Genomic DNA, 18,468 nt, shown 5'->3' with positions numbered 1-18,468 from the left:
GAACCTACATAGAATGAAAAAACTGCTCTTCCTTTTTGTTTTTTTACTACCATTGACTGTTTTGGCTCAGAATGCACCAGCCAAAACATCCACAAAAACAACCGTAAAGAAAACCACTAAACCTGTCGATACAACGATAAAAAAACAAGCTGCAAAAGCTGTTGACTCAACCTTAAAGCCTGCTGTAAAGAGCACACAGGATTCTGTAAAAAAATCAACTGCTAAAAAAACAGCTAAACCTGCAGATTCTTTAGCAAAAAAATCAGCTGTAAAACCCAGTTCAAAAGCTGCAGATTCATTAAAGAAGGCCACTGCAAAAAAAACAGTTAAACCTGTAGATTCTTTAACAAAAAAATCAACTGTAAAAGCTACTGATTCGTTAAAAAAGTCCGCAGCCAAAAAATCGGTTAAGGGAACGGACTCTTTAAGTAAAAAATCAACTGGTAAAAAAAGTGTCGCTGTAAGTGATTCTACCAAAAAAGCCGCTATTAAAGGTGCAGGCAGACCTTTGGATTCACTGAGTAAAAAATCAGCAACAGCCAAAAAAACAAAGGCAATTGATTCGCTTTCAAAAAAAGGCAATCTCAAATTATCACCTAAACAGCTCGATTCGCTGAAAAAAGCATCCACCAAAAAGAACGTAAAGGCTACCGACTCTGCGAAAAAAGCTTTGGCCAAAGGGGAAAAACCACCAGTGATAAAAGGTTGGTTTGAGATATCAGGGGCCGATTCTACTGATTTAAAAGAATCACTACTGAAAAAAAATAGTGAAGAATGGTTTACGACCTGGTTCGCACCATTAAATGATCGGTATCCTACCTTTAAAACCTCAGTACCGGATAGCATTAACCAATCTATAGGTTACTATAGCGGCCATGGTTCAAATGCTTTTGAAGATCAACTAGCTCAAAACCGAACCAGTAAGATTAAAATGGATTATAAAACCGAGGTGCGTGTGAAAGGAAAAGTTTATCAATACCGGTTTTATGACTTTAAGATAAAATCAACCTTAAGCCAAAATGGTAAAGTAATTAGTGAAGAAACGATTACTGATATTGACGAAGAAAAAGAAAAGAACCGACAAGCAAAGGACCAGTACAAGGCTTGGCGCATTAAACGGGTTCAGGATGAAATGCAATTAATATTGGATAGTTTTCAATCAATTATGCTTCAAACTCCTCAACGCTTGAATTCATTTGAATAAGATTAAAGTATTTAGAAAAGTAGAAAGTCCGGATAAACCGGACTTTTTTGCTTTTCAATTAACTATTATTTAGCTGTTTCGTTTTCATTTGCATTGTAAAACACAAACTGGTTATCAAACACATCCAGTTTGATTTTTGATTCTTTTTGTACTTTACCTGCCAAAATTTGTTTTGAAAGTTCATTCAAAATGCGTTTTTGAATAACACGTTTTAATGGCCGTGCTCCAAACTGCGGATCATAGCCCAATTGAGCCAGCCAATCAAGTGCATCTTCGCTCGATTCCATTTCAACTCCAATTTCCCGCAATGTGCGCTGAACACTGGCAAACTGAATGCGAACAATCTCCCCGATCTCGTCTCTGCCAAGCGGTGTAAACATCACTACCTCATCAATGCGATTTAAAAATTCAGGACGAACACTTTTCTTCATCAGTTCGAAAACCTCATTTTTAGTTCGGGCAATCACTTCGTCCTTATTGAACTCATCCATCTCAAGGAAACTTTCCTGGATGATCTGCGAACCAATATTTGAGGTCATGATGATAATAGCGTTTTTAAAATCAACCACCCGGCCTTTATTGTCTGTTAAGCGACCATCATCCAGCACCTGCAACAGAATGTTAAACACATCCGGATGAGCCTTTTCAATTTCATCGAGCAAAATAACCGAATAAGGACGACGACGAACGGCTTCCGTCAATTGTCCGCCTTCATCGTACCCAACGTATCCAGGAGGCGCCCCAATCAAACGGGAAACAGCATGGCGTTCCTGATATTCCGACATATCAATTCGAACCATATTATGCTCATCATTAAACAGGATCTCCGCCAAAGCTTTTGCCAGCTCAGTTTTACCCACACCAGTGGTTCCCAGAAAAATAAAAGAGCCAATTGGACGGTTTCGATCTTGTAAACCAGCCCTGCTTCTGCGGATGGCATCAGCTACGGCTTCTATCGCTTCTTCTTGTCCTGCCACACGTTTATGCAACTCTTCTTCCAAGTGAAGCAGTTTTTGCTTCTCACTTTCTACCAGCTTGGTTACCGGAATACCGGTCCAACGAGCAACCACACCTGCAATATCATCGGCATTAACTTCTTCTTTAAGCATACGCTGACCATGCTGCATTTCATCCAGCTTTTGATTCAGCTCTTCAATTTGCTTTTCAGTTTCAGGCAGTTTTCCGTACTGAAGTTCCGAAGCATAAGCAAAATCGCCGTTACGTTTGGCTTGTTCTACAGCCAGCTTATAGCTCTCAAGGTCTTTCTTTTTGGTTTGAACTTCCTCCACCAAATCTTTTTCACCTTGCCATTTAGCTTTCAGATCGTTGCGCTGTTCGCTTAAATTGGCTATTTCTTCATTCAAGCGAACTAGTTTAGGCTCATCATTCTCACGCTTAATGGCTTCCCTTTCAATTTCGAGCTGCATGATCTTACGATCCAACTCATCCAATGCTTCGGGTTTCGAATCCATTTCTAAACGTAATTTTGCGGCAGCCTCATCCATTAAATCGATGGCTTTATCCGGTAAAAATCGATCGGAAATATAACGTTGCGAAAGTTCAACTGAAGCAATGATGGCCTCATCTTTAATTCTAACTTTATGATGAGACTCGTAACGTTCTTTAATACCTCGCAAAATTGATATCGCATCTTCACGCGACGGTTCTTCAACCATCACCTTTTGAAAACGGCGTTCGAGCGCTTTATCCTTTTCAAAGTATTTTTGATATTCATTTAATGTAGTAGCTCCTACAGAACGTAATTCACCACGAGCCAAGGCTGGTTTTAAAATATTAGCTGCATCCATGGCTCCTTCTGAAGCTCCAGCGCCCACCAATGTGTGAATCTCATCAATAAACATGATGATCTCACCATCGGAACCCTGCACCTCTTTAACCACTGCTTTTAAACGCTCTTCGAACTCTCCTTTGTATTTTGCACCAGCGATCAGGGCGCCCATATCAAGTGAATAGATCGTTTTAGACTTAAGGTTTTCAGGAACATCACCATTTACAATACGATGAGCGATACCTTCGGCGATGGCTGTTTTACCCACACCAGGCTCCCCGATAAGAATAGGGTTATTTTTAGTTCGGCGCGATAAAATTTGAATCACACGACGAATTTCTTCATCACGTCCAATAACCGGATCGAGTTTACCCTGCTGCGCCATTTCATTAAGGTTTTTGGCGTATTTATTTAATGCATTGTAAGTGGCTTCTGCATTTTGGTCGGTGACACGGTTACCTCCTCTTAGCTGGTTTATGGCTTTTTTCAGGTCCTTTTCGTTTACCCCTAAATCCTTTAATAACGATGCTGTTTTATCATTACCACTTAACACACCTAAAAGAATGTGTTCAATTGAAACAAATTCATCATTAAACTCTTTTAAATAAGAATTGGCCTTTTGTAAAGCCTTTGTAGCATCATTTGATAAATACAAACCACTACCCGTTACTTTTGAAAACGATTGGATTTGTTCATCGAGCCCTGTCTCCAGGCGTTGAATATTTACATTTAATTTTTTCAGAAGATAAGCGGCAATGTTCTCATCTACCGACAAAATACCTTTGAGTAAATGAGCCGATTCAATAGACTGCTGTTGAAAGCCCATTGCAATCTCTGAAGCCTTATTTACAGCTTCCTGTGCTTTAATTGTGAAGTTGTTAAAATTCATAAGTTAAATCCTCGGAGAAAGGTTTATCAAAGAATTAACCAAGCAAAGAATAGTAAAGTTAATCAGAAAAATTATCAGGTAAAACCAATCCATAGCGACAATTTGTCGGTTCAATTTGTTGAAAACATGATTTTTTTTCAGGATGTTATGAAATATTAAGCCTGAAAAGATTTATAAACAATTCATTCTACTGTTTATTTTATTAAAGTAATTAAGTAGATTTAATAACCTAATAAACCCTAAATATTACCTATAAACTCTAAAAATTCACTTTATGAAAATTTACGCTCTCTCTCAACGCATTCTAAGCGGAATGTTGGTTGCAAGCTTATTGTTTGGATGTTCTAAACAAGATGAAGTTCAGAAAAAAAATGCGCTTAATGTCACGAAGCAAAACAATCAACTACAATCATTAACAGCCGGCAAAACTTCTTCTAAAGCCTATGAATTCACCAATAATTTCATTTTAATAGCACAAAGCACGAATAGCTTACCCGTTAATATTGAGAGTGAAATTCAAAAATCAGGAGGGAAATTTAATGGAAAGCTGAATAAGATCGGGCTTGCCTTTGTCAGCTCTGATGATTCGGATTTTATCAACAAAGCATCGAAGATCAAAGGTGTACAGGCGGTAATTCACGATATCAGGGCCCAATGGTTTGACCCTAATGAAAATGTAGTTTCGCAAGAACTTGTTGCTGAATCTCATACAGGTTTTCCTTCCCCAGATGATGATTTCTACTTCCCGTTGGAATGGGGTATGTTAGCGATTGACGCCAAAGAGGCCTGGGCAAAAGGGTACAAAGGTAATGGAGCCACCGTTGCGGTACTAGACGGAGGTTTTGACCTGGATCATCCGGATCTTGCTCCTAATATCAATCTTGGTATTAGCCAAAATTTTGTTCCGGGAGAAACATTGGAATTCGCCTCAGCCAGTCCATTTAGTCACGGAACCCATGTTGCCGGAACAATTGCTGCTGCTGATAATGCATTTGGCGTAATTGGAGTGGCTCCCCAAGCCAAATTAATGCTTGTTAAAGTTTTAAGAGATTCAGGTTCTGGTGATTTTTCATGGCTGATGCAGGGAATAATTTACGCGGCAGATAATGGTGCAAATGTTATTAACATGAGCCTTGGAGCTCTTATTCCACATCATTTTCAAGAAAAAACACCTGATGGTGTTATTAATGAAACGAAAGAAATTCAACAGCTTTTAGTTGCCATGAACCGGGTAACAACTTATGCCTATCAAAAAGGAGTAACCATAATTGCCGCCGCAGGAAATGATGCACTTGATTTTAACCATTCAAAAGACCTAGAGCATTATCCTTCCAATTGCTCGCATGTGATCAGCATTTCAGCTTCATCACCTATTGGCTGGGCTAAGAATTTTGCAACTGACTTAGATGTACCAACCACCTACACCAATTTCGGCACCTCAGGAGTAAGTCTGGCAGCACCAGGTGGAGATATTTATCCATCAGTTACCGGAAATTGTACCGTGGTAATTGGAGCGCCATGCTATGCCTTCGATTTAGTATTTAGCACAGGCAACAATTCATGGTACTGGAGTGGAGGAACAAGCATGGCCTCACCACATGCCGCCGGAGTTGCAGCATTAATTGTTGGTAAATACAATGGTAATATTTCGCCAGCTCAGGTTGAATCAATCTTAAAACGCTCAGCAGATGACAAAGGAAAACCTGGAAAAGATGATTATTTCGGTAGCGGAAGGGTAAATGCCGGAAAAGCAGTTGACCTTTAAAACAGTTGGTTTACTATAAAAACAAGGGCCAAAGATTAATCATTGGCCCTTGTTTTATACTTGAAATAATTTAAAAACGATTATTGTCCCCATTGTGATGGGTTTTCTCTCCACTGGCTTAGGTTATCTAATTGCGACTCAGCAATGAAACCATTCTTCATGGCCGTTTCAATTAAAACATTGTAATTACTCAAGCTATGAAAAACACATTTTGCTTCTTTAAATGCTTCTTCAGATTGAGCAAAACCATAACTAAAAATAGATACCAAACCGGCAACGTCGCAACCTGCGGCACGTAATGCTTCAACTGCAGCTAAAGAGCTTTTTCCTGTTGAGATCAAATCTTCAACCACCACTACGCGTTCTCCTGGTTTTAACTCACCCTCAATCATATTGCCCATTCCGTGCTTTTTAGCTTCTGAGCGAACATATGCAAAAGGCAACCCTAGATCTTGAGCTACTAACACTCCTTGCGGAATACCTGCAGTAGCTACACCTGCAATGGCTCCAACAGAACCAAATTCTTCATTTACGAGACTTGTTAACTGCTGACGGATGTAAGTGCGAACACTTGGGTGTGATAACGACACACGGTTATCACAATAAATTGGCGACTTCCAGCCCGATGTCCAGGTAAATGGATTATCGGGTTGCAATTTTATTGCTTTAATTTGCAGTAAAAACTCTGCAATCTTTACAGCGGATTCATTCTTTAAAGACATGGCGCAAAGGTATATAATTTATATTAAGGACACACCCCTTTTTCTTATTCAACCCGATGATTTACCAAAAGATACAATATTATTTTCTGTAAATGAAGATAATATAACCAAAGAGATAGAAAAAATTTTAGAGGAAAAATCCACTCAATCACTAGTATTAAAATCTGATTCTCCGGAAAAGGCCTTGAAAAATTTAATGGAAAAACTCTGCTATATAGAAGCTGCCGGAGGCTTGGTTAAAAATAAAAATGAAGAATATTTATTCATTTATCGGTTAAATAAATGGGATTTGCCAAAAGGTAAACTCGAAAAAAAAGAATCAATTATTGAATGTGCCGTTCGTGAGGTAGAAGAAGAATGCGGCATTACTATTAATTCAGTATCCCATGAATTGCCATCCACTTTCCATATATATAAATTAAAAGGCGAACTGGTTTTAAAAAGAACTTATTGGTTTGCAATGAATTACAACGGAAACCAACAATTGGTACCACAAACTGAAGAAGACATTGCTGAGGTGAGATGGTTAAAGAAAGAGCAATTTAACATGGTTATTGAAAACACTTATCCGGCTATAAAAAGCTTGATTAAAGACATTTAGAAATAATTACTATATTCGGTAATTGAACTAACCTTTTGAAAAACATTAGTAATATTTTTCCTTATCATTTTTAACTACTATGAACAAGCTCTTGGGGATACTTGCGGTTTTACTTATTAGCCTAAACGCTCACGGCCAGATTACCTACTTAGACATTAACTACAATGAAGTTAAGGACCAGTCATTAGCAACCTACAAAATGGAGATTACCATGACTGATTCAATTGCCGGAATAAAGAAAATATGTAGTATTGATGGAAAACCAAGATCGGAAGAGTCATTTTCCAATTTAAAAAAGATGACTTTATCTGGTGTATCAAAATATTGGTTTAACAGCGGCCAACTTAAAGAAGCGGTAAGCTATAAAGAAAATCAATTAGATGGTGAAGTAACTACCTATTATAAAAATGGTCAATTGAAACGCAAGGATGTTTACAAAATAGACTCCCTTATTGAAGGTCGTTGTTATGATTCATTGGGAGTGGAAAAAGCACATACCTTATTTCACAAACGTCCACAGTTTCCGGGAGGCATCTATTCTTTAACGAGTTATTTGCAGCGAAATTTAAAATATCCTTCTTCATCTCGTAAAAAAGGAATTGAGGGAAAGGTAATGGTTCGATTTACGATTAACCCTACAGGATTGATAACAGGAGCTTATATCAAACAAGGAATAAATAATGAGTTGGATAATGAAGCGCTTCGAGTGGTAAACTCATTACCTAATTGGGAACCAGGTATTCACGATGGAGAATACGTTAATTTTCAATTTGTACTACCAGTAATTTATAAGTTGAATTAATTCAAATCATAAGCATTTATCTATTTAAAAACGATTACCACTGTTCCGGCAATAATTAATGCCGCCCCAATTATAGTTTTAAGGGTTAAGGTCTCTCCTAAGAATAATGCTGCTAACAGAATGGTCAAGGCTAAACTCGATTTATCAATAATTGAAACCTGCGAAACATTGCCAATTTGCAGTGCTTTAAAGTAAAACACCCATGACAAACCCGTTGTTACTCCGGAAACAATAAGAAAAAACAGGTTCTGCTTTGAAATCATATTGATCCCCTTAGCCTCACCCCTTGTAAAAACGATCAACCATATCATAATTAAAACCACAATAGTTCTGATCGCAGTTGCCAGATTTGAATTCACATTAGCAATCCCCAGCTTGGCAAATATTGCCGTAAGCGAAGCGAACAAAGCGGATAATATTGCATAGAAGATCCACATAACAGAATTAAGGTTGTTGTTTATTAAAAATAGTAAAAGAAAGAGTGGAATATTAGGGATTGGCAATTAAAAACCTTTGAACTTTCACCTTTAACAAAACGTATTTTCTACCTCTGCAAGATACCCTATTATTGTATTTTTGGCCGTTTTAACCAAAACCTAGTTTTAAATAAGAATAATGGAGAATTTCAAAATCAGAGAAGGTGGATTTAAAGAGATAAGGAACGCTTTACTTATTAAAGCAATTCCAATTTCATTATTGGCTGCATCCGCAGGTTTGGCCATAAGTCATTTCAATTCGAATGGGCAACCAGATGACGTAAATGTATTGCCATATGTAATTCCAATGATGTTAGCAGCAATGGCATTTGGGCTCTATCGTGGAGTTAATAGACAAAAAGTAATTTTCGACAGTTATAAACTCTCTGTTGATGATCTAAGCATTGTAAGGGAGCAGCATAATACACCAACTATAACTATTGATAACAATGAGTTAACTGAAATAATAAAAAAATCTGATGGAGGTTTTGTCATTAAAGGGAATTCAGCAGTAAATGTAATTGCAGTCCCTGCACAAATTAATGAAATTGAAAAACTTGAAAAATTACTGGCCGAAAAAAAACCTATTTCAACTCAAAGCAATGAATCCTTTCTTCAAAAATATAACCGCATACTTTCTTTATTTACAATTGGCTTAATGGTGATTGTTTACACAGACAAAGACAAAATAGTTGTAGGCATTTGTGGAACGGTTTTATTAATGCTTTTAGGGTATTCTTTCTATGAAACCCAAAGAAGTAAGAACATTGACAACAAGACAAAAAAAGGAATGTGGTGGCTGATTTTAGTAACCGCTTCGATTATTGGGGTTATGTATTTCAAACTAACAACTTAAGGATATTGATAATTCAAATTGGGGGCCAATGACCCATAATAAGCGTAAATTTAAATGTTTTACCTACGTTTTACCCTAAAACAAAAAACACCTGTAAAATATTAGTTTACAGGTGTTTTTTGTTTTAATGTTGTGCCCAGGGCGAGACTCGAACTCGCAAGGGTATTCCCAACGGCTTCTGAGACCGCAACGTTTACCAATTTCGCCACCTGGGCGCCTTTGAAATTTACTCATGGCGAAAACCTGAATAAATTGTGCGCGGAATGAGATTCGAACTCACACGCCCTGCGGGCGCCACCCCCTCAAGATGGTGCGTCTACCAATTTCGCCATCCGCGCGTGGGGTTGCAAATATATAAACTCCCTTTTATTAGAAAAACACTTTCTTGTAATCTATAATGCCTTTTTTCGCATTTTCTGCTATCACCTACAGGCTATTTTCTGCAAAAAACTATTTATCAATAAGTTGTAATCAATTGTTCAATTTAAAAACAAAGGATTGAAACCAAAAAACATTCCCACAAATTACCGTTTAAGCATCTTAAATTTTAAATTTAAGAATGAGTTACGCTGAAAAGAAAAAACAACGTTCGGATTTTGTCCGGATTTTTCCCTGGGTGGTGGTTTTAATTTTAGGTATTTTATCAATGCGTACCTGCGGAAAGAATGACTCCAGCTCTACTACAGTGCACAACGTTATACTCGAAAAAATTGAATCGCTCGGCAAGCTTGAATTGGTACGTTATAAGTTTAAAGACATTGTAGAGCATGAAATGATACAACAGTGGCTGCCTGATCCTAAAGCCTTATTGATCGTAAGTGGAGAAGCCGTGGGATGTATTGATCTGACAAAAGTTACCAAAAACGATATATCCACCAATGATACTGTTTTAACCATTCAGCTCCCTCAGCCCGAACTTTGTTATTATAAGATCGATCACAAGAATTCAAAGGTTTATCAAACCAGCTATGCTTTTTTAGTGGAAGCCGAACTGGTTGATCAAGCCTACAAAAGCGCCGAGGCGCAATTGAAAACCACCGCCCTTAAAGCCGGGATTTTAGAGGAAACCAAAATTAGCGCACAAAAAGTACTTACTCCATTTTTTGCCGCTTTCGGTTACAAAAAAGTTATTTATCAGTACAAAAAATAAGGCAGAATTGTTAAATCCTGCCTTCCATATATCAAGTTGTATTTCTGATGCTAGCTGCCAAACAATCCCTTTAATTTATCCATTATTCCGCCTCCCTGATCTCCCTCCTGCTGGTTAAACAATCCCGTAATGTCATCTAATGAAAATTTACCATCACTACCCTTTAACTGGGTTAGTACATTGTCGAAATTTACTCCTTCAGTTTTGCCGCCTGTTAACGAACTAAAAATTCCGTTGATATTAAAGCTCGAATCATTGGGATCATTGGTTCGGTTCACCAAACCACTCAACACCTGTGGCACCAATGTAGCGGCTATCCCCTGCGCTTTAGAAGAATCGAGCCCGAACTTTTCCATTAGTGACCCGGCAACACTAGCCATGGCGTTATTAGTAACAGGACTACCATTCCCAACTCCACTGCCTCCACCGCCAGTAAACATACTTAAAACATTGGATAAGCCTCCACCTGTTACCTGGTTCTGTAAACTGTTAAAAATTGAACCTGAAGCAGCTTCTATTGCAGCATCGTTATGTTCATTCGGAATATCCGGATTTTGCACTATGGCATCCCCCGCATATTGCTTAACAAGGTTTAAAAGATTATCGAGCATAACATTAGATTTAGATTATGAATTTAGTGATTGTTTTCGATTTTTGCCTCGCAAAGCATCTGGATTATGGAAGATTTAATCAAAAGAATTTCGAAGGCCGTTGGCAAAAAGGAAGTAGTAAAAATCAGCTCAGAATTGGTTAAAAACAACGTTTCTATAATGGAACTCATCGACCTTACCTTTTATCATGAGAAAGAACCTGCTTTTAGGGCCGCTTGGATCCTTGAACAGATTGCCTTAAACCATCAATATCTATTTATACCCTGGTTAAGTTACTTTTTAAGTCGCTTACCACATGTTAGCAATGAAAGTTGCAAGCGACATTACGCTAAAATAGCCGAGGAATACACCCGGAATTTTCATAGCAGAAAAATAAACAATGAAATTAGATCATCTCTTGAACAAACAGATTTAGAACCGGCTATAGAGGCTTTATTTGATTGGCTGATTGATCCGAAAACAAAAATTGCCGTAACAGCTTTCGCTATGGAAACCTTATATAACCTTAGTTTTAAATTTCCATGGATCAAAGATGAATTGGAAGAACAAATTCATTTTTTAATGAAAAATGGATCCGCTGGGATCCAATCAAGAGGAAAAAAAATACTTGCAATGCTTAAATAGGCAATTGACTAAGGCGTTAACTCGAAACTCAAAATATCACCTTCCATTTCAGAACTATTTTCTGTATTACAGTAAACAATTAATTGATCGGACCTGAATTCGAAATCAAATAATTTTTCATCCAGCTTATATTTTGAAAAGGTATCATTTTCGTGTTTTCGCATTAAATAAATTTTAGGCAATTTATTGTTTGTAAATTTTATAGGAATATTTTTCAGATCAATGCTTAGCACATATCTGTTTGGCGAATAATTGTCCCACTTAACATTACTTAACACAAAATTATCCTTGCCTTTTGCTATAAGAGAAGTTATGTACACCGTTTCAGGAAGCTTTATTTTATGGTTCTTGTGCTTATAACATCCTCCAAAAATCAATATTGAATAAAGTATGATAACTGTAAAAAAAGGTCTTATAAGTTTCATAATTATTGACTGTTGATCCTTCAAAGATATTCAAGTTAAAAATTATAATCATAAGTACAAATACGTGATTATTAATAACTAATAAAAAAGGTGGCCAATTGTAAAGCGGATACATTATTCACTCCAAATATTAACCTTTTTTTAACAACTAGTTTACCTACGAAAAGACATTGATCGCTTTTGAGGAATTTTATACCCTAAAAATCTTTATTTTCGGACCTGCTAAACAAGAGTGAATTTTTCGAATGCTAAAAAGATTACTGCTGATAATTATAATAGGGATAGTATGCACCCTTGCTTATGCCCAAGATTCATTAAATAATATCATTCCAAAACCGGTTGCCGTTAAATCTTTTCCAGGGCATTTTACCTTAACCTCCGATGTCTTTTTAGTTTATAATAATGACAGCAGTAAATCTGTTGCTCAGTTCTTCAAAGAGACGATCGCTGTTTCAACAGGAATTTCTTTTGAGCTGATTCACGAAAACCAATTTTTAGGCAAACAAAAATCTATACGTTTTTATTTATCATCACTTAGAGATTCAACCCTTGGCAGCGAAGGTTATAAACTGCAGGTAAACGCCAATTGCATTGAAATTACAGCAAATACAGCAGGAGGGCTTTTTTATGGAATGCAAAGCCTGGTTCAATTATTACCTGCCGAAGTAATGTCTGCAAAAACAAAATCCGGAGTAGCTTGGACGATCCCTTGCGTTGACATTGTTGATTATCCTCGTTTTGCATGGAGGGGCATGATGCTGGATGTTTGTCGCCATTTTTTCCCTAAAGAATATATTAAAAAATACCTCGACAATATGGCCCGGTACAAATACAATGTTTTTCATTGGCACCTTACCGACGACCAGGGATGGAGGATTGAGATCAAGAGTTTTCCAAGGTTAACGCAAATTGGCGGCTGGAGAGCACCAAGAATGGGTGAATGGTGGACCCAAACCCCACAAGCAGATGGCGAACAATCAACCTACGGTGGTTTCTATACAAAAGAAGATGTAAAAGAGATTTTGGATTATGCCGCTGCAAGAAATATTACGGTTCTGCCCGAAATTGATGTTCCCGGTCATTCATTAGCCGCCTTGGCTGCTTATCCCGAATTATCATGCTTTGGGGGCAATTTTAAACCGAACGTTGGTGACAAATTCTATAAAAAAATGGAAAATTCTTTGTGCATTGGCAATGAATGTTCTTTTGAATTAATGGACTCGGTGTTAACCGAAATTGCAGCCATGTTTCCGGGCAAATACATTCATATTGGTGGCGATGAGTGTTATAAAGGATATTGGGAGAAATGCCCTAAATGTAAAGCACGCATGAAAACCGACAGTATTTCATCGCTCGAGGGTTTGCAAAGTTATTTCATACACCGAATGGAACAGCTGGTAATTAGCAAAGGCAAAAGAATGATTGGCTGGGATGAGATTTTAGAAGGAGGCCTTGCTCCGGAAGCAACGGTTATGTCGTGGCGGGGACTTAAAGGAGGTGTTAATGCCGCCAACATGGGCCATAATGTAATTATGACCCCCGATAAATATTGTTATCTGGACCTTTACCAGGGCGATCCGGATGTGGAGTATAAAACCTACTCCATAAATCGTTTAAGTACTACTTACAGCTTAAATCCGGTTCCAGAAGGTATTGACAAGAAATTTATTTTAGGTGGACAAGCGAATGTTTGGACAGAAAACATCCCCAATACCCGTCATCTTGAATACATGGTTTGGCCAAGGGCCTTTGCCGTTTCCGAAGTATTTTGGACACCACAGGAAAGCCGCAACTGGCATGATTTTACCCGTAGAATGGAAACACATTTTACACGCTTTGACCAGGCTCAGATCAATTATTCGCTAAGTTCGTTCGATCCGGTGATACGGGTAAATAAAAACAATGAGGGTAATTACCTAATTAGTGTAAACACTGAAGTTAGTGGACTCGATATTTATTATAGCTTCGAGGGCCCGGATCCGGACAGTTTCTACCCGCTTTATTCGCAGCCCTTAACTATTCCAAAAGGAGCCGACACCTTTAAAGCCGTAACGTATAGAAACGGTAAAAAAATTGGTAAGGTAGTTAGCCTTAAAATGAAAGACCTGGATAAACGGATTCGCCAGGGCTATTAATTTTAGATCTTTTATAAGAGGAATTTCTCTCCTGGCAAATAAATATCCAACTTCAAGCCTTTGGAACCCATTTTATGATTTTGTATTGTTTTTGATTTAGTTGGATTTTGATACACCAACACCTGCGAATCGCCAATAACCTCGGCCCAACCATTTTTCACTAAAATGGCAGTTGATTCATCAATACCTATCGCTTTTTTTCCAGGGTATTCAATCACTATACTTAACAAACGGTTATGCCGACTTCTGATTAAAAAATGCTGATCGATAATTGCCGATTGCAACAACCCCAAGCCTTCCTTTATCTCAATATTTCCGGCTTCTATTGATTGCGCTGTCGACTGATAATCGGGATGTAAAATTTCATTTCCAGTGATCATTTCTTTGCTCATTACTGCGGCTCCGGCACTGGTACCGGCAACTAATGCACCGTTAAAATAAGCTTTTACAATTGCTTCTTTTACTGGCGTTCCATTCAGCAGGCTCATAAAACGACTTTGATCGCCCCCCGGCAAATAAATAAACTTTGCTTTTGAAATTGAATCTACTGCAGCGTTACCTAAAGGTTTATTTGAAGTAAAGTTAAAATTGATGGTTTTAAGTCCTGCTTTTTCAAATTGCTGCTTTGCAAAATAATAAGCTGAATCTGGTTCTTCGCTTGCCAAAGGTAAAATGGCCACATAATCCGTTAAACCAACATTGGCTTCAGTTATCATTCGGTTAATGAGAGCTTCAGATCGTTTCCCTCCACCTATTATAAATAATTTGCCTTTGGATTTAACTGATTGAGCTGTACAAATGGTTGATAGAAACGCCAAAAGAGCAATGATCAATAAACTTTCTTTCTTCATATAGGAAAAATAAAGTTTATTAACCTTTACTCAAAAAACTGCTCGCTAAAATTTACAAAGAATAGTTCCTCTGTTGAACGACTCACCGCCGTATACAACCATCTTAAAAAGTCGGTATTTACCATTTCTTCAGTCAGATAACCCTGGTCAACAAAAACGGCTTTCCATTGTCCACCCTGGGCCTTATGACAAGTTACCGCATAGGCAAACTTCACCTGCAAAGCATTATAATAAGGATCTTCTTTTAATTTCTGAGCTCTTTCCCGTTTATTGGAAATATGTTTATAGTCTTCGCTAACGGCTTCATACAACCGTTTACTGTCGTTAAAGTTCAGGTTAGGGCTTTCTGAAGTAAGCGTATCTAATAAGATCTTACAAGTAAGTTCCGGTTCATCCGGGTAATCCGGAAACTCAAGTGTGACCTCTGCAAAGCGAAATCCATACAATTCAGAGGTTCCTTTAATTCTGCGGATGCGACCAATATCGCCATTGGCAATAAATGCATGGTTTGATTCATCCGGAAGCCAGAAATAATTATTCTTTACCACCATTAGGTAATCACCGGTTGATATTTCCTCCTCCCTATACAAAATCCTCCCCCTGATTTGCTGATTGAATAAATTAGCACCTTTGTTCGACCGGGTAATGATCAATGTATCCTCTACACCGTATTTATCATATGCATAATTCAATCCTTCCACCATGCGCTCACCATTCATCCGGTAGGTATCGGTATAACCCTTAGTCACTATTTTCGGAAAGGTTTCAATTTCATCACTTATCAATTCTCTGATACGGGTAGCATTTTCCAAAATTCCTGATTGCTGTTGTTGACGAAGCACTTCTGTTAATTCCACATCTTTAACCTCCAGATTATAATGTCCTTCGAGATACTCTTTGTCTAAAGCCGGGCTATAGGTAAGACCAACCGGAGGTAGCTGGGCGGTATCACCTACCAAAATGAGTTTACAGTTCTTTTGATTGAATACGTATTCGAGCAAATCAGTTAACAGGTTTTGACCATAAAGATCAGGCCCATCCGTTTGCTGGTTAGAGATCATAGATGCCTCGTCCACAATAAAAATAGTATCGGTATGCGGATTAATCCCTCTTGAAAACCCTGAAACAGGGCTGGCGGCATCACGTTTCCGGTATATTTTTTTATGAATAGTGAAGGCTTCCTTACCGGCATAAGAACTGATCACCTTTGCCGCCCGGCCTGTGGGTGCCAGCAAAACCGATTTCAGCTTATACATTGGCAACAATTTAACCAATGCACTCACCACCGTAGTTTTCCCCGTTCCGGCATAGCCCCGAACAATAAACACCGAATTATTGCTTCGACGGAGCAAAAACTCATCGAGATCTCTGAATAACTCCTGTTGCTGAAAGGTGGGCTGGTGCGGAAAAACTTTTTCTAAAACGGTTGAATCGAGCATGGACGGGAAAATTAAAGTACGAAGGTAGAAGTATAATTTTAGAAGGACGAAGGAGGATGTACGATTTTAAATTTACGAAGGTAGAAGTACAATTAAAGTTAGATTGTAGAAGTACGATTTTAGATTGCCCCGCATACCACACTTCCCACTTTCACTCTAAAATCGTAAATCCGAAATCATACTTTGTACTTTCCAATTCCTACTTTGTACTTCTTACTTTGTACTTAAATTGTATTTTTGTCGGAATTGTCCTAAAAATATGCAGCAGAACCTTCAGCAATTTAAAATAATAGATAAATCGTTTAAAATTAAGCAAACAACTAAGTATCATCTTACTATAAAGTTTACTGAAACAGGTTTAAACTATTGTATCTATGACCCTGCGACACAGCGTTACGTGGTGCTTTCGAACCATGAAAACCTGAGCCCCTTTACGTATGATAAGGAGATTGCTGCTGATGAGTTATTAAAACTTCCGTATGCAAAACTCAGGATTATCGTTCCTTCAGATGAACATACCATTATACCTAATGAATACTTTGAGCAGAAAAATCTTAACGATTATGTTTCGTTAAACTTCAGCAAAAAAGAAGGGCGTGTAATGACCAATGATATTCCATCGTTAAATGCCACGCAGATCTTTACGCTTAATGAGAAAATTGAGCAAATCATCCATAAATATTTTGAAGGGGCTTTGATCTTTTTTGAAGGGACTCCACTCCTTGAGGGATTGATCAGACAAAGCAGTCATACCGAAAAACAATTGCTGTACATCCATGTAGTTAAAAACTGCTTGCAAATGGCCGTTTTCGACAATGGTAAATTGCAGCTTTATAATCGGTTTGAGTATAGGTCGGCTGAAGAGTTCATCTATTTCCCGCTTTACGTTTGTAATACGTTGGGATTGGATCCTAAAGATTTACATGTATTTATGCTTGGAGCCATCAGGCCGGGCGATGACAGTTATAGACTGATACATGAACATTTTCGTCGCATCAGCTTTGGCGAACTTTCAAAAGAACTATTTTTCAGCAAAGTGATGACGCAAATTCCGCAACATCGTTTTTATTCATTGCTTAATATTGAATTATGCGCATAATTGGCGGAAAGTTAAAGAGTATACGGTTGCAGGCTCCCAAAAATCTTCCTGTTCGCCCTACAACCGATATTTCAAAAGAATCGCTTTTCAATATCCTTTTTAATCGCTTTAATTTTGATGAAATAAGCGCGCTCGATCTTTTTGCCGGCACCGGAAATATTTCGTTTGAATTGGCTTCGAGAGGATGCCCGGCAGTCACTTCAGTTGATAAATTCCCCGGTTGTGTTGAATACATTAAACGCACCGCTGCCCAGCATCAACTTACAGCTATAAAAACCTATAAAGCGGATGTATTTAAATATTTAGATTTAGAAAATGTTCAATACGATTTGATTTTTGCCGATCCGCCTTACGATATGCCCAACCCTGAACGAATAGCCGAAAAAGTCTTTGAAAGAAATCTATTAAAAACGGATGGACTTTTGGTAATTGAGCACGCTTCGCAGGTAAACTTAGAAAATCAGCCTAATTTTTCATGGGCAAGAAAATACGGGCAATCAACTTTTAGTTTTTTTGAGGTTACAGAACCGATTAAAGAATAAATAATCTTCGAAGAATATCATGAAAATAGCTTTATTTCCAGGCTCGTTTGACCCGATTACCATTGCACATCTGGACATTGTTAAACGCGCCATGCCTTTGTTCGACAAGGTGGTTATTGGCATAGGTTTAAACAGTTCGAAACCTTCATTTTTATCCCCCGAAAAACGTCAGGAACTTGTACATGCCGTTTTTAATTATGATCCTAAAATCGAAATTAAAACCTATGAAGGTTTAACCGTTGATTTCTGCGAAAAATTAGGTGCACAATACATGATCAGAGGCATACGTTCGGTTGCCGACTTTGAGTATGAGCGTGCTATTGCACAAATTAATGCAGCCATGAAACCCGAAATAGAAACCATATTCATTTTAAGCAAGCCTGAATATTCGGCCATTAGTTCAACCATTGTGCGTGATATTTTGAAAAACAATGGCGACGTTAGTCCTTTTGTGCCTCAAGAAGCAATGAGGTTCTTATAAAATACCC

General features: G+C 37.9%; 18 protein-coding genes and 2 tRNA genes. 11 read left to right on the top strand and 9 right to left on the bottom strand.

All coding sequences use genetic code 11. The features are described 5' to 3' along the window. The first annotated feature begins 13 nt into the window (after positions 1-13). Positions 14-1,204, top strand: a complete 1,191-nt coding sequence (locus tag C3K47_RS04610) for a hypothetical protein (RefSeq protein WP_103787950.1) — start codon at positions 14-16, stop codon at positions 1,202-1,204. Between the two features lie 65 nt (positions 1,205-1,269). On the opposite strand, the gene clpB is transcribed toward C3K47_RS04610, so the two are convergent. Continuing rightward, positions 1,270-3,882, bottom strand: a complete 2,613-nt coding sequence (gene clpB, locus C3K47_RS04605) for an ATP-dependent chaperone ClpB (RefSeq protein WP_103787949.1) — start codon at positions 3,880-3,882, stop codon at positions 1,270-1,272. Positions 3,883-4,156: 274 nt separating this feature from the next. Between clpB and C3K47_RS04600 the strand changes: the two genes are divergently transcribed. After that, a complete protein-coding gene (locus tag C3K47_RS04600; protein WP_207765233.1) occupies positions 4,157-5,647 on the top strand; it encodes a S8 family peptidase in 1,491 nt (496 codons plus the stop codon). Between the two features lie 80 nt (positions 5,648-5,727). On the opposite strand, the gene pyrE is transcribed toward C3K47_RS04600, so the two are convergent. Next, on the bottom strand, positions 5,728-6,369 hold the full coding sequence (gene pyrE, locus C3K47_RS04595; RefSeq protein WP_103787947.1) for an orotate phosphoribosyltransferase: 642 nt from the start codon (positions 6,367-6,369) through the stop codon (positions 5,728-5,730). Here pyrE and C3K47_RS04590 point away from each other — a divergent pair. Together C3K47_RS04590 and C3K47_RS04585 are read left to right on the top strand one after the other, a co-directional pair. Further along, entirely contained in the window at positions 6,368-6,970 is a 603-nt protein-coding gene (locus C3K47_RS04590) for an NUDIX hydrolase (RefSeq protein WP_103787946.1), read from the top strand. The two genes, pyrE and C3K47_RS04590, sit on opposite strands and share 2 nt — an antisense overlap. A gap of 79 nt (positions 6,971-7,049) precedes the next feature. Further along, positions 7,050-7,772 (top strand): energy transducer TonB, encoded by a 723-nt coding sequence (locus C3K47_RS04585; RefSeq protein ID WP_103787945.1) that lies wholly within the window; start codon positions 7,050-7,052, stop codon positions 7,770-7,772. Positions 7,773-7,792: 20 nt separating this feature from the next. Here C3K47_RS04585 and C3K47_RS04580 read toward each other — a convergent pair whose 3' ends face one another. Next, on the bottom strand, positions 7,793-8,209 hold the full coding sequence (locus tag C3K47_RS04580) for an EamA family transporter (RefSeq protein WP_103787944.1): 417 nt from the start codon (positions 8,207-8,209) through the stop codon (positions 7,793-7,795). Positions 8,210-8,387: 178 nt separating this feature from the next. On the opposite strand from C3K47_RS04580, the gene C3K47_RS04575 reads away from it, so the two are divergent. Further along, positions 8,388-9,104, top strand: coding sequence for a hypothetical protein (locus C3K47_RS04575; RefSeq protein WP_103787943.1), 717 nt, complete (start codon positions 8,388-8,390; stop codon positions 9,102-9,104). A gap of 133 nt (positions 9,105-9,237) precedes the next feature. Here C3K47_RS04575 and C3K47_RS04570 read toward each other — a convergent pair. Both C3K47_RS04570 and C3K47_RS04565 read right to left on the bottom strand, forming a co-directional pair. Continuing rightward, positions 9,238-9,319, bottom strand: a tRNA-Leu gene (locus C3K47_RS04570). A gap of 40 nt (positions 9,320-9,359) precedes the next feature. Then, positions 9,360-9,442, bottom strand: a tRNA-Leu gene (locus C3K47_RS04565). A gap of 221 nt (positions 9,443-9,663) precedes the next feature. On the opposite strand from C3K47_RS04565, the gene C3K47_RS04560 reads away from it, so the two are divergent. Further along, positions 9,664-10,254, top strand: coding sequence for a DUF4230 domain-containing protein (locus C3K47_RS04560; RefSeq protein ID WP_103787942.1), 591 nt, complete (start codon positions 9,664-9,666; stop codon positions 10,252-10,254). 50 nt (positions 10,255-10,304) lie between these two features. On the opposite strand, the gene C3K47_RS04555 is transcribed toward C3K47_RS04560, so the two are convergent. Beyond that, positions 10,305-10,865 (bottom strand): DUF937 domain-containing protein, encoded by a 561-nt coding sequence (locus tag C3K47_RS04555; RefSeq protein WP_103787941.1) that lies wholly within the window; start codon positions 10,863-10,865, stop codon positions 10,305-10,307. A 66-nt stretch (positions 10,866-10,931) separates the two neighbouring features. On the opposite strand from C3K47_RS04555, the gene C3K47_RS04550 reads away from it, so the two are divergent. Next, positions 10,932-11,489, top strand: coding sequence for a hypothetical protein (locus tag C3K47_RS04550; RefSeq protein ID WP_103787940.1), 558 nt, complete (start codon positions 10,932-10,934; stop codon positions 11,487-11,489). A gap of 8 nt (positions 11,490-11,497) precedes the next feature. Here C3K47_RS04550 and C3K47_RS04545 read toward each other — a convergent pair whose 3' ends face one another. Continuing rightward, complete coding sequence (locus C3K47_RS04545; RefSeq protein WP_103787939.1) at positions 11,498-11,914, bottom strand: hypothetical protein; 417 nt, start codon at positions 11,912-11,914, stop codon at positions 11,498-11,500. Positions 11,915-12,159: 245 nt separating this feature from the next. On the opposite strand from C3K47_RS04545, the gene C3K47_RS04540 reads away from it, so the two are divergent. Beyond that, entirely contained in the window at positions 12,160-14,049 is a 1,890-nt protein-coding gene (locus tag C3K47_RS04540) for a beta-N-acetylhexosaminidase (protein WP_103787938.1), read from the top strand. Positions 14,050-14,060: 11 nt separating this feature from the next. Here the strand turns inward: C3K47_RS04540 and C3K47_RS04535 are convergent, their stop codons facing one another. Further along, the gene (locus C3K47_RS04535) at positions 14,061-14,900 is read right to left on the bottom strand and encodes a cyanophycinase (RefSeq protein WP_103787937.1); all 840 of its coding nucleotides are present in this window, start codon (positions 14,898-14,900) and stop codon (positions 14,061-14,063) included. 26 nt (positions 14,901-14,926) lie between these two features. Then, positions 14,927-16,339 carry an ATP-dependent DNA helicase gene (locus C3K47_RS04530; RefSeq protein ID WP_103787936.1) on the bottom strand — a complete coding sequence of 471 codons (1,413 nt, stop codon included), beginning with the start codon at positions 16,337-16,339 and terminating at the stop codon, positions 14,927-14,929. Positions 16,340-16,598: 259 nt separating this feature from the next. On the opposite strand from C3K47_RS04530, the gene C3K47_RS04525 reads away from it, so the two are divergent. Genes C3K47_RS04525 through coaD form a run of 3 tightly spaced genes read left to right on the top strand, consistent with a single transcriptional unit; the run spans position 16,599 to position 18,461 of the window. Then, entirely contained in the window at positions 16,599-17,438 is an 840-nt protein-coding gene (locus tag C3K47_RS04525; protein ID WP_103787935.1) for a DUF3822 family protein, read from the top strand. Further along, on the top strand, positions 17,429-17,980 hold the full coding sequence (locus tag C3K47_RS04520; RefSeq protein ID WP_103787934.1) for an RsmD family RNA methyltransferase: 552 nt from the start codon (positions 17,429-17,431) through the stop codon (positions 17,978-17,980). The genes C3K47_RS04525 and C3K47_RS04520 overlap by 10 nt, the downstream gene beginning before the upstream one ends. A gap of 19 nt (positions 17,981-17,999) precedes the next feature. After that, entirely contained in the window at positions 18,000-18,461 is a 462-nt protein-coding gene (gene coaD / locus C3K47_RS04515) for a pantetheine-phosphate adenylyltransferase (protein WP_103787933.1), read from the top strand. Positions 18,462-18,468: the final 7 nt, after the last annotated feature.

The organism is Solitalea longa, assembly GCF_002920915.1.
GTDB lineage: Bacteria > Bacteroidota > Bacteroidia > Sphingobacteriales > Sphingobacteriaceae > Solitalea > Solitalea longa.
The sequence above is the reverse complement of the archived record's forward strand: the minus strand, read 5'-3'. Positions and strand labels throughout refer to the sequence as shown.

What these genes read in the sequence shown, in the direction of transcription:
- C3K47_RS04555 (WP_103787941.1), bottom strand. Translation starts at nt 10,865, where the DNA reads ATGCTCGATAATCTTTTAAACCTTGTTAAGCAATATGCGGGGGATGCC.
- C3K47_RS04600 (WP_207765233.1), top strand. Translation starts at nt 4,157, where the DNA reads ATGAAAATTTACGCTCTCTCTCAACGCATTCTAAGCGGAATGTTGGTT.
- C3K47_RS04610 (WP_103787950.1), top strand. Translation starts at nt 14, where the DNA reads ATGAAAAAACTGCTCTTCCTTTTTGTTTTTTTACTACCATTGACTGTT.
- coaD (WP_103787933.1), top strand. Translation starts at nt 18,000, where the DNA reads ATGAAAATAGCTTTATTTCCAGGCTCGTTTGACCCGATTACCATTGCA.
- C3K47_RS04580 (WP_103787944.1), bottom strand. Translation starts at nt 8,209, where the DNA reads ATGTGGATCTTCTATGCAATATTATCCGCTTTGTTCGCTTCGCTTACG.
- C3K47_RS04530 (WP_103787936.1), bottom strand. Translation starts at nt 16,339, where the DNA reads ATGCTCGATTCAACCGTTTTAGAAAAAGTTTTTCCGCACCAGCCCACC.
- C3K47_RS04535 (WP_103787937.1), bottom strand. Translation starts at nt 14,900, where the DNA reads ATGAAGAAAGAAAGTTTATTGATCATTGCTCTTTTGGCGTTTCTATCA.
- C3K47_RS04550 (WP_103787940.1), top strand. Translation starts at nt 10,932, where the DNA reads ATGGAAGATTTAATCAAAAGAATTTCGAAGGCCGTTGGCAAAAAGGAA.
- C3K47_RS04520 (WP_103787934.1), top strand. Translation starts at nt 17,429, where the DNA reads ATGCGCATAATTGGCGGAAAGTTAAAGAGTATACGGTTGCAGGCTCCC.
- C3K47_RS04575 (WP_103787943.1), top strand. Translation starts at nt 8,388, where the DNA reads ATGGAGAATTTCAAAATCAGAGAAGGTGGATTTAAAGAGATAAGGAAC.
- C3K47_RS04545 (WP_103787939.1), bottom strand. Translation starts at nt 11,914, where the DNA reads ATGAAACTTATAAGACCTTTTTTTACAGTTATCATACTTTATTCAATA.
- C3K47_RS04585 (WP_103787945.1), top strand. Translation starts at nt 7,050, where the DNA reads ATGAACAAGCTCTTGGGGATACTTGCGGTTTTACTTATTAGCCTAAAC.
- clpB (WP_103787949.1), bottom strand. Translation starts at nt 3,882, where the DNA reads ATGAATTTTAACAACTTCACAATTAAAGCACAGGAAGCTGTAAATAAG.
- C3K47_RS04525 (WP_103787935.1), top strand. Translation starts at nt 16,599, where the DNA reads ATGCAGCAGAACCTTCAGCAATTTAAAATAATAGATAAATCGTTTAAA.
- C3K47_RS04590 (WP_103787946.1), top strand. Translation starts at nt 6,368, where the DNA reads ATGGCGCAAAGGTATATAATTTATATTAAGGACACACCCCTTTTTCTT.
- pyrE (WP_103787947.1), bottom strand. Translation starts at nt 6,369, where the DNA reads ATGTCTTTAAAGAATGAATCCGCTGTAAAGATTGCAGAGTTTTTACTG.
- C3K47_RS04540 (WP_103787938.1), top strand. Translation starts at nt 12,160, where the DNA reads ATGCTAAAAAGATTACTGCTGATAATTATAATAGGGATAGTATGCACC.
- C3K47_RS04560 (WP_103787942.1), top strand. Translation starts at nt 9,664, where the DNA reads ATGAGTTACGCTGAAAAGAAAAAACAACGTTCGGATTTTGTCCGGATT.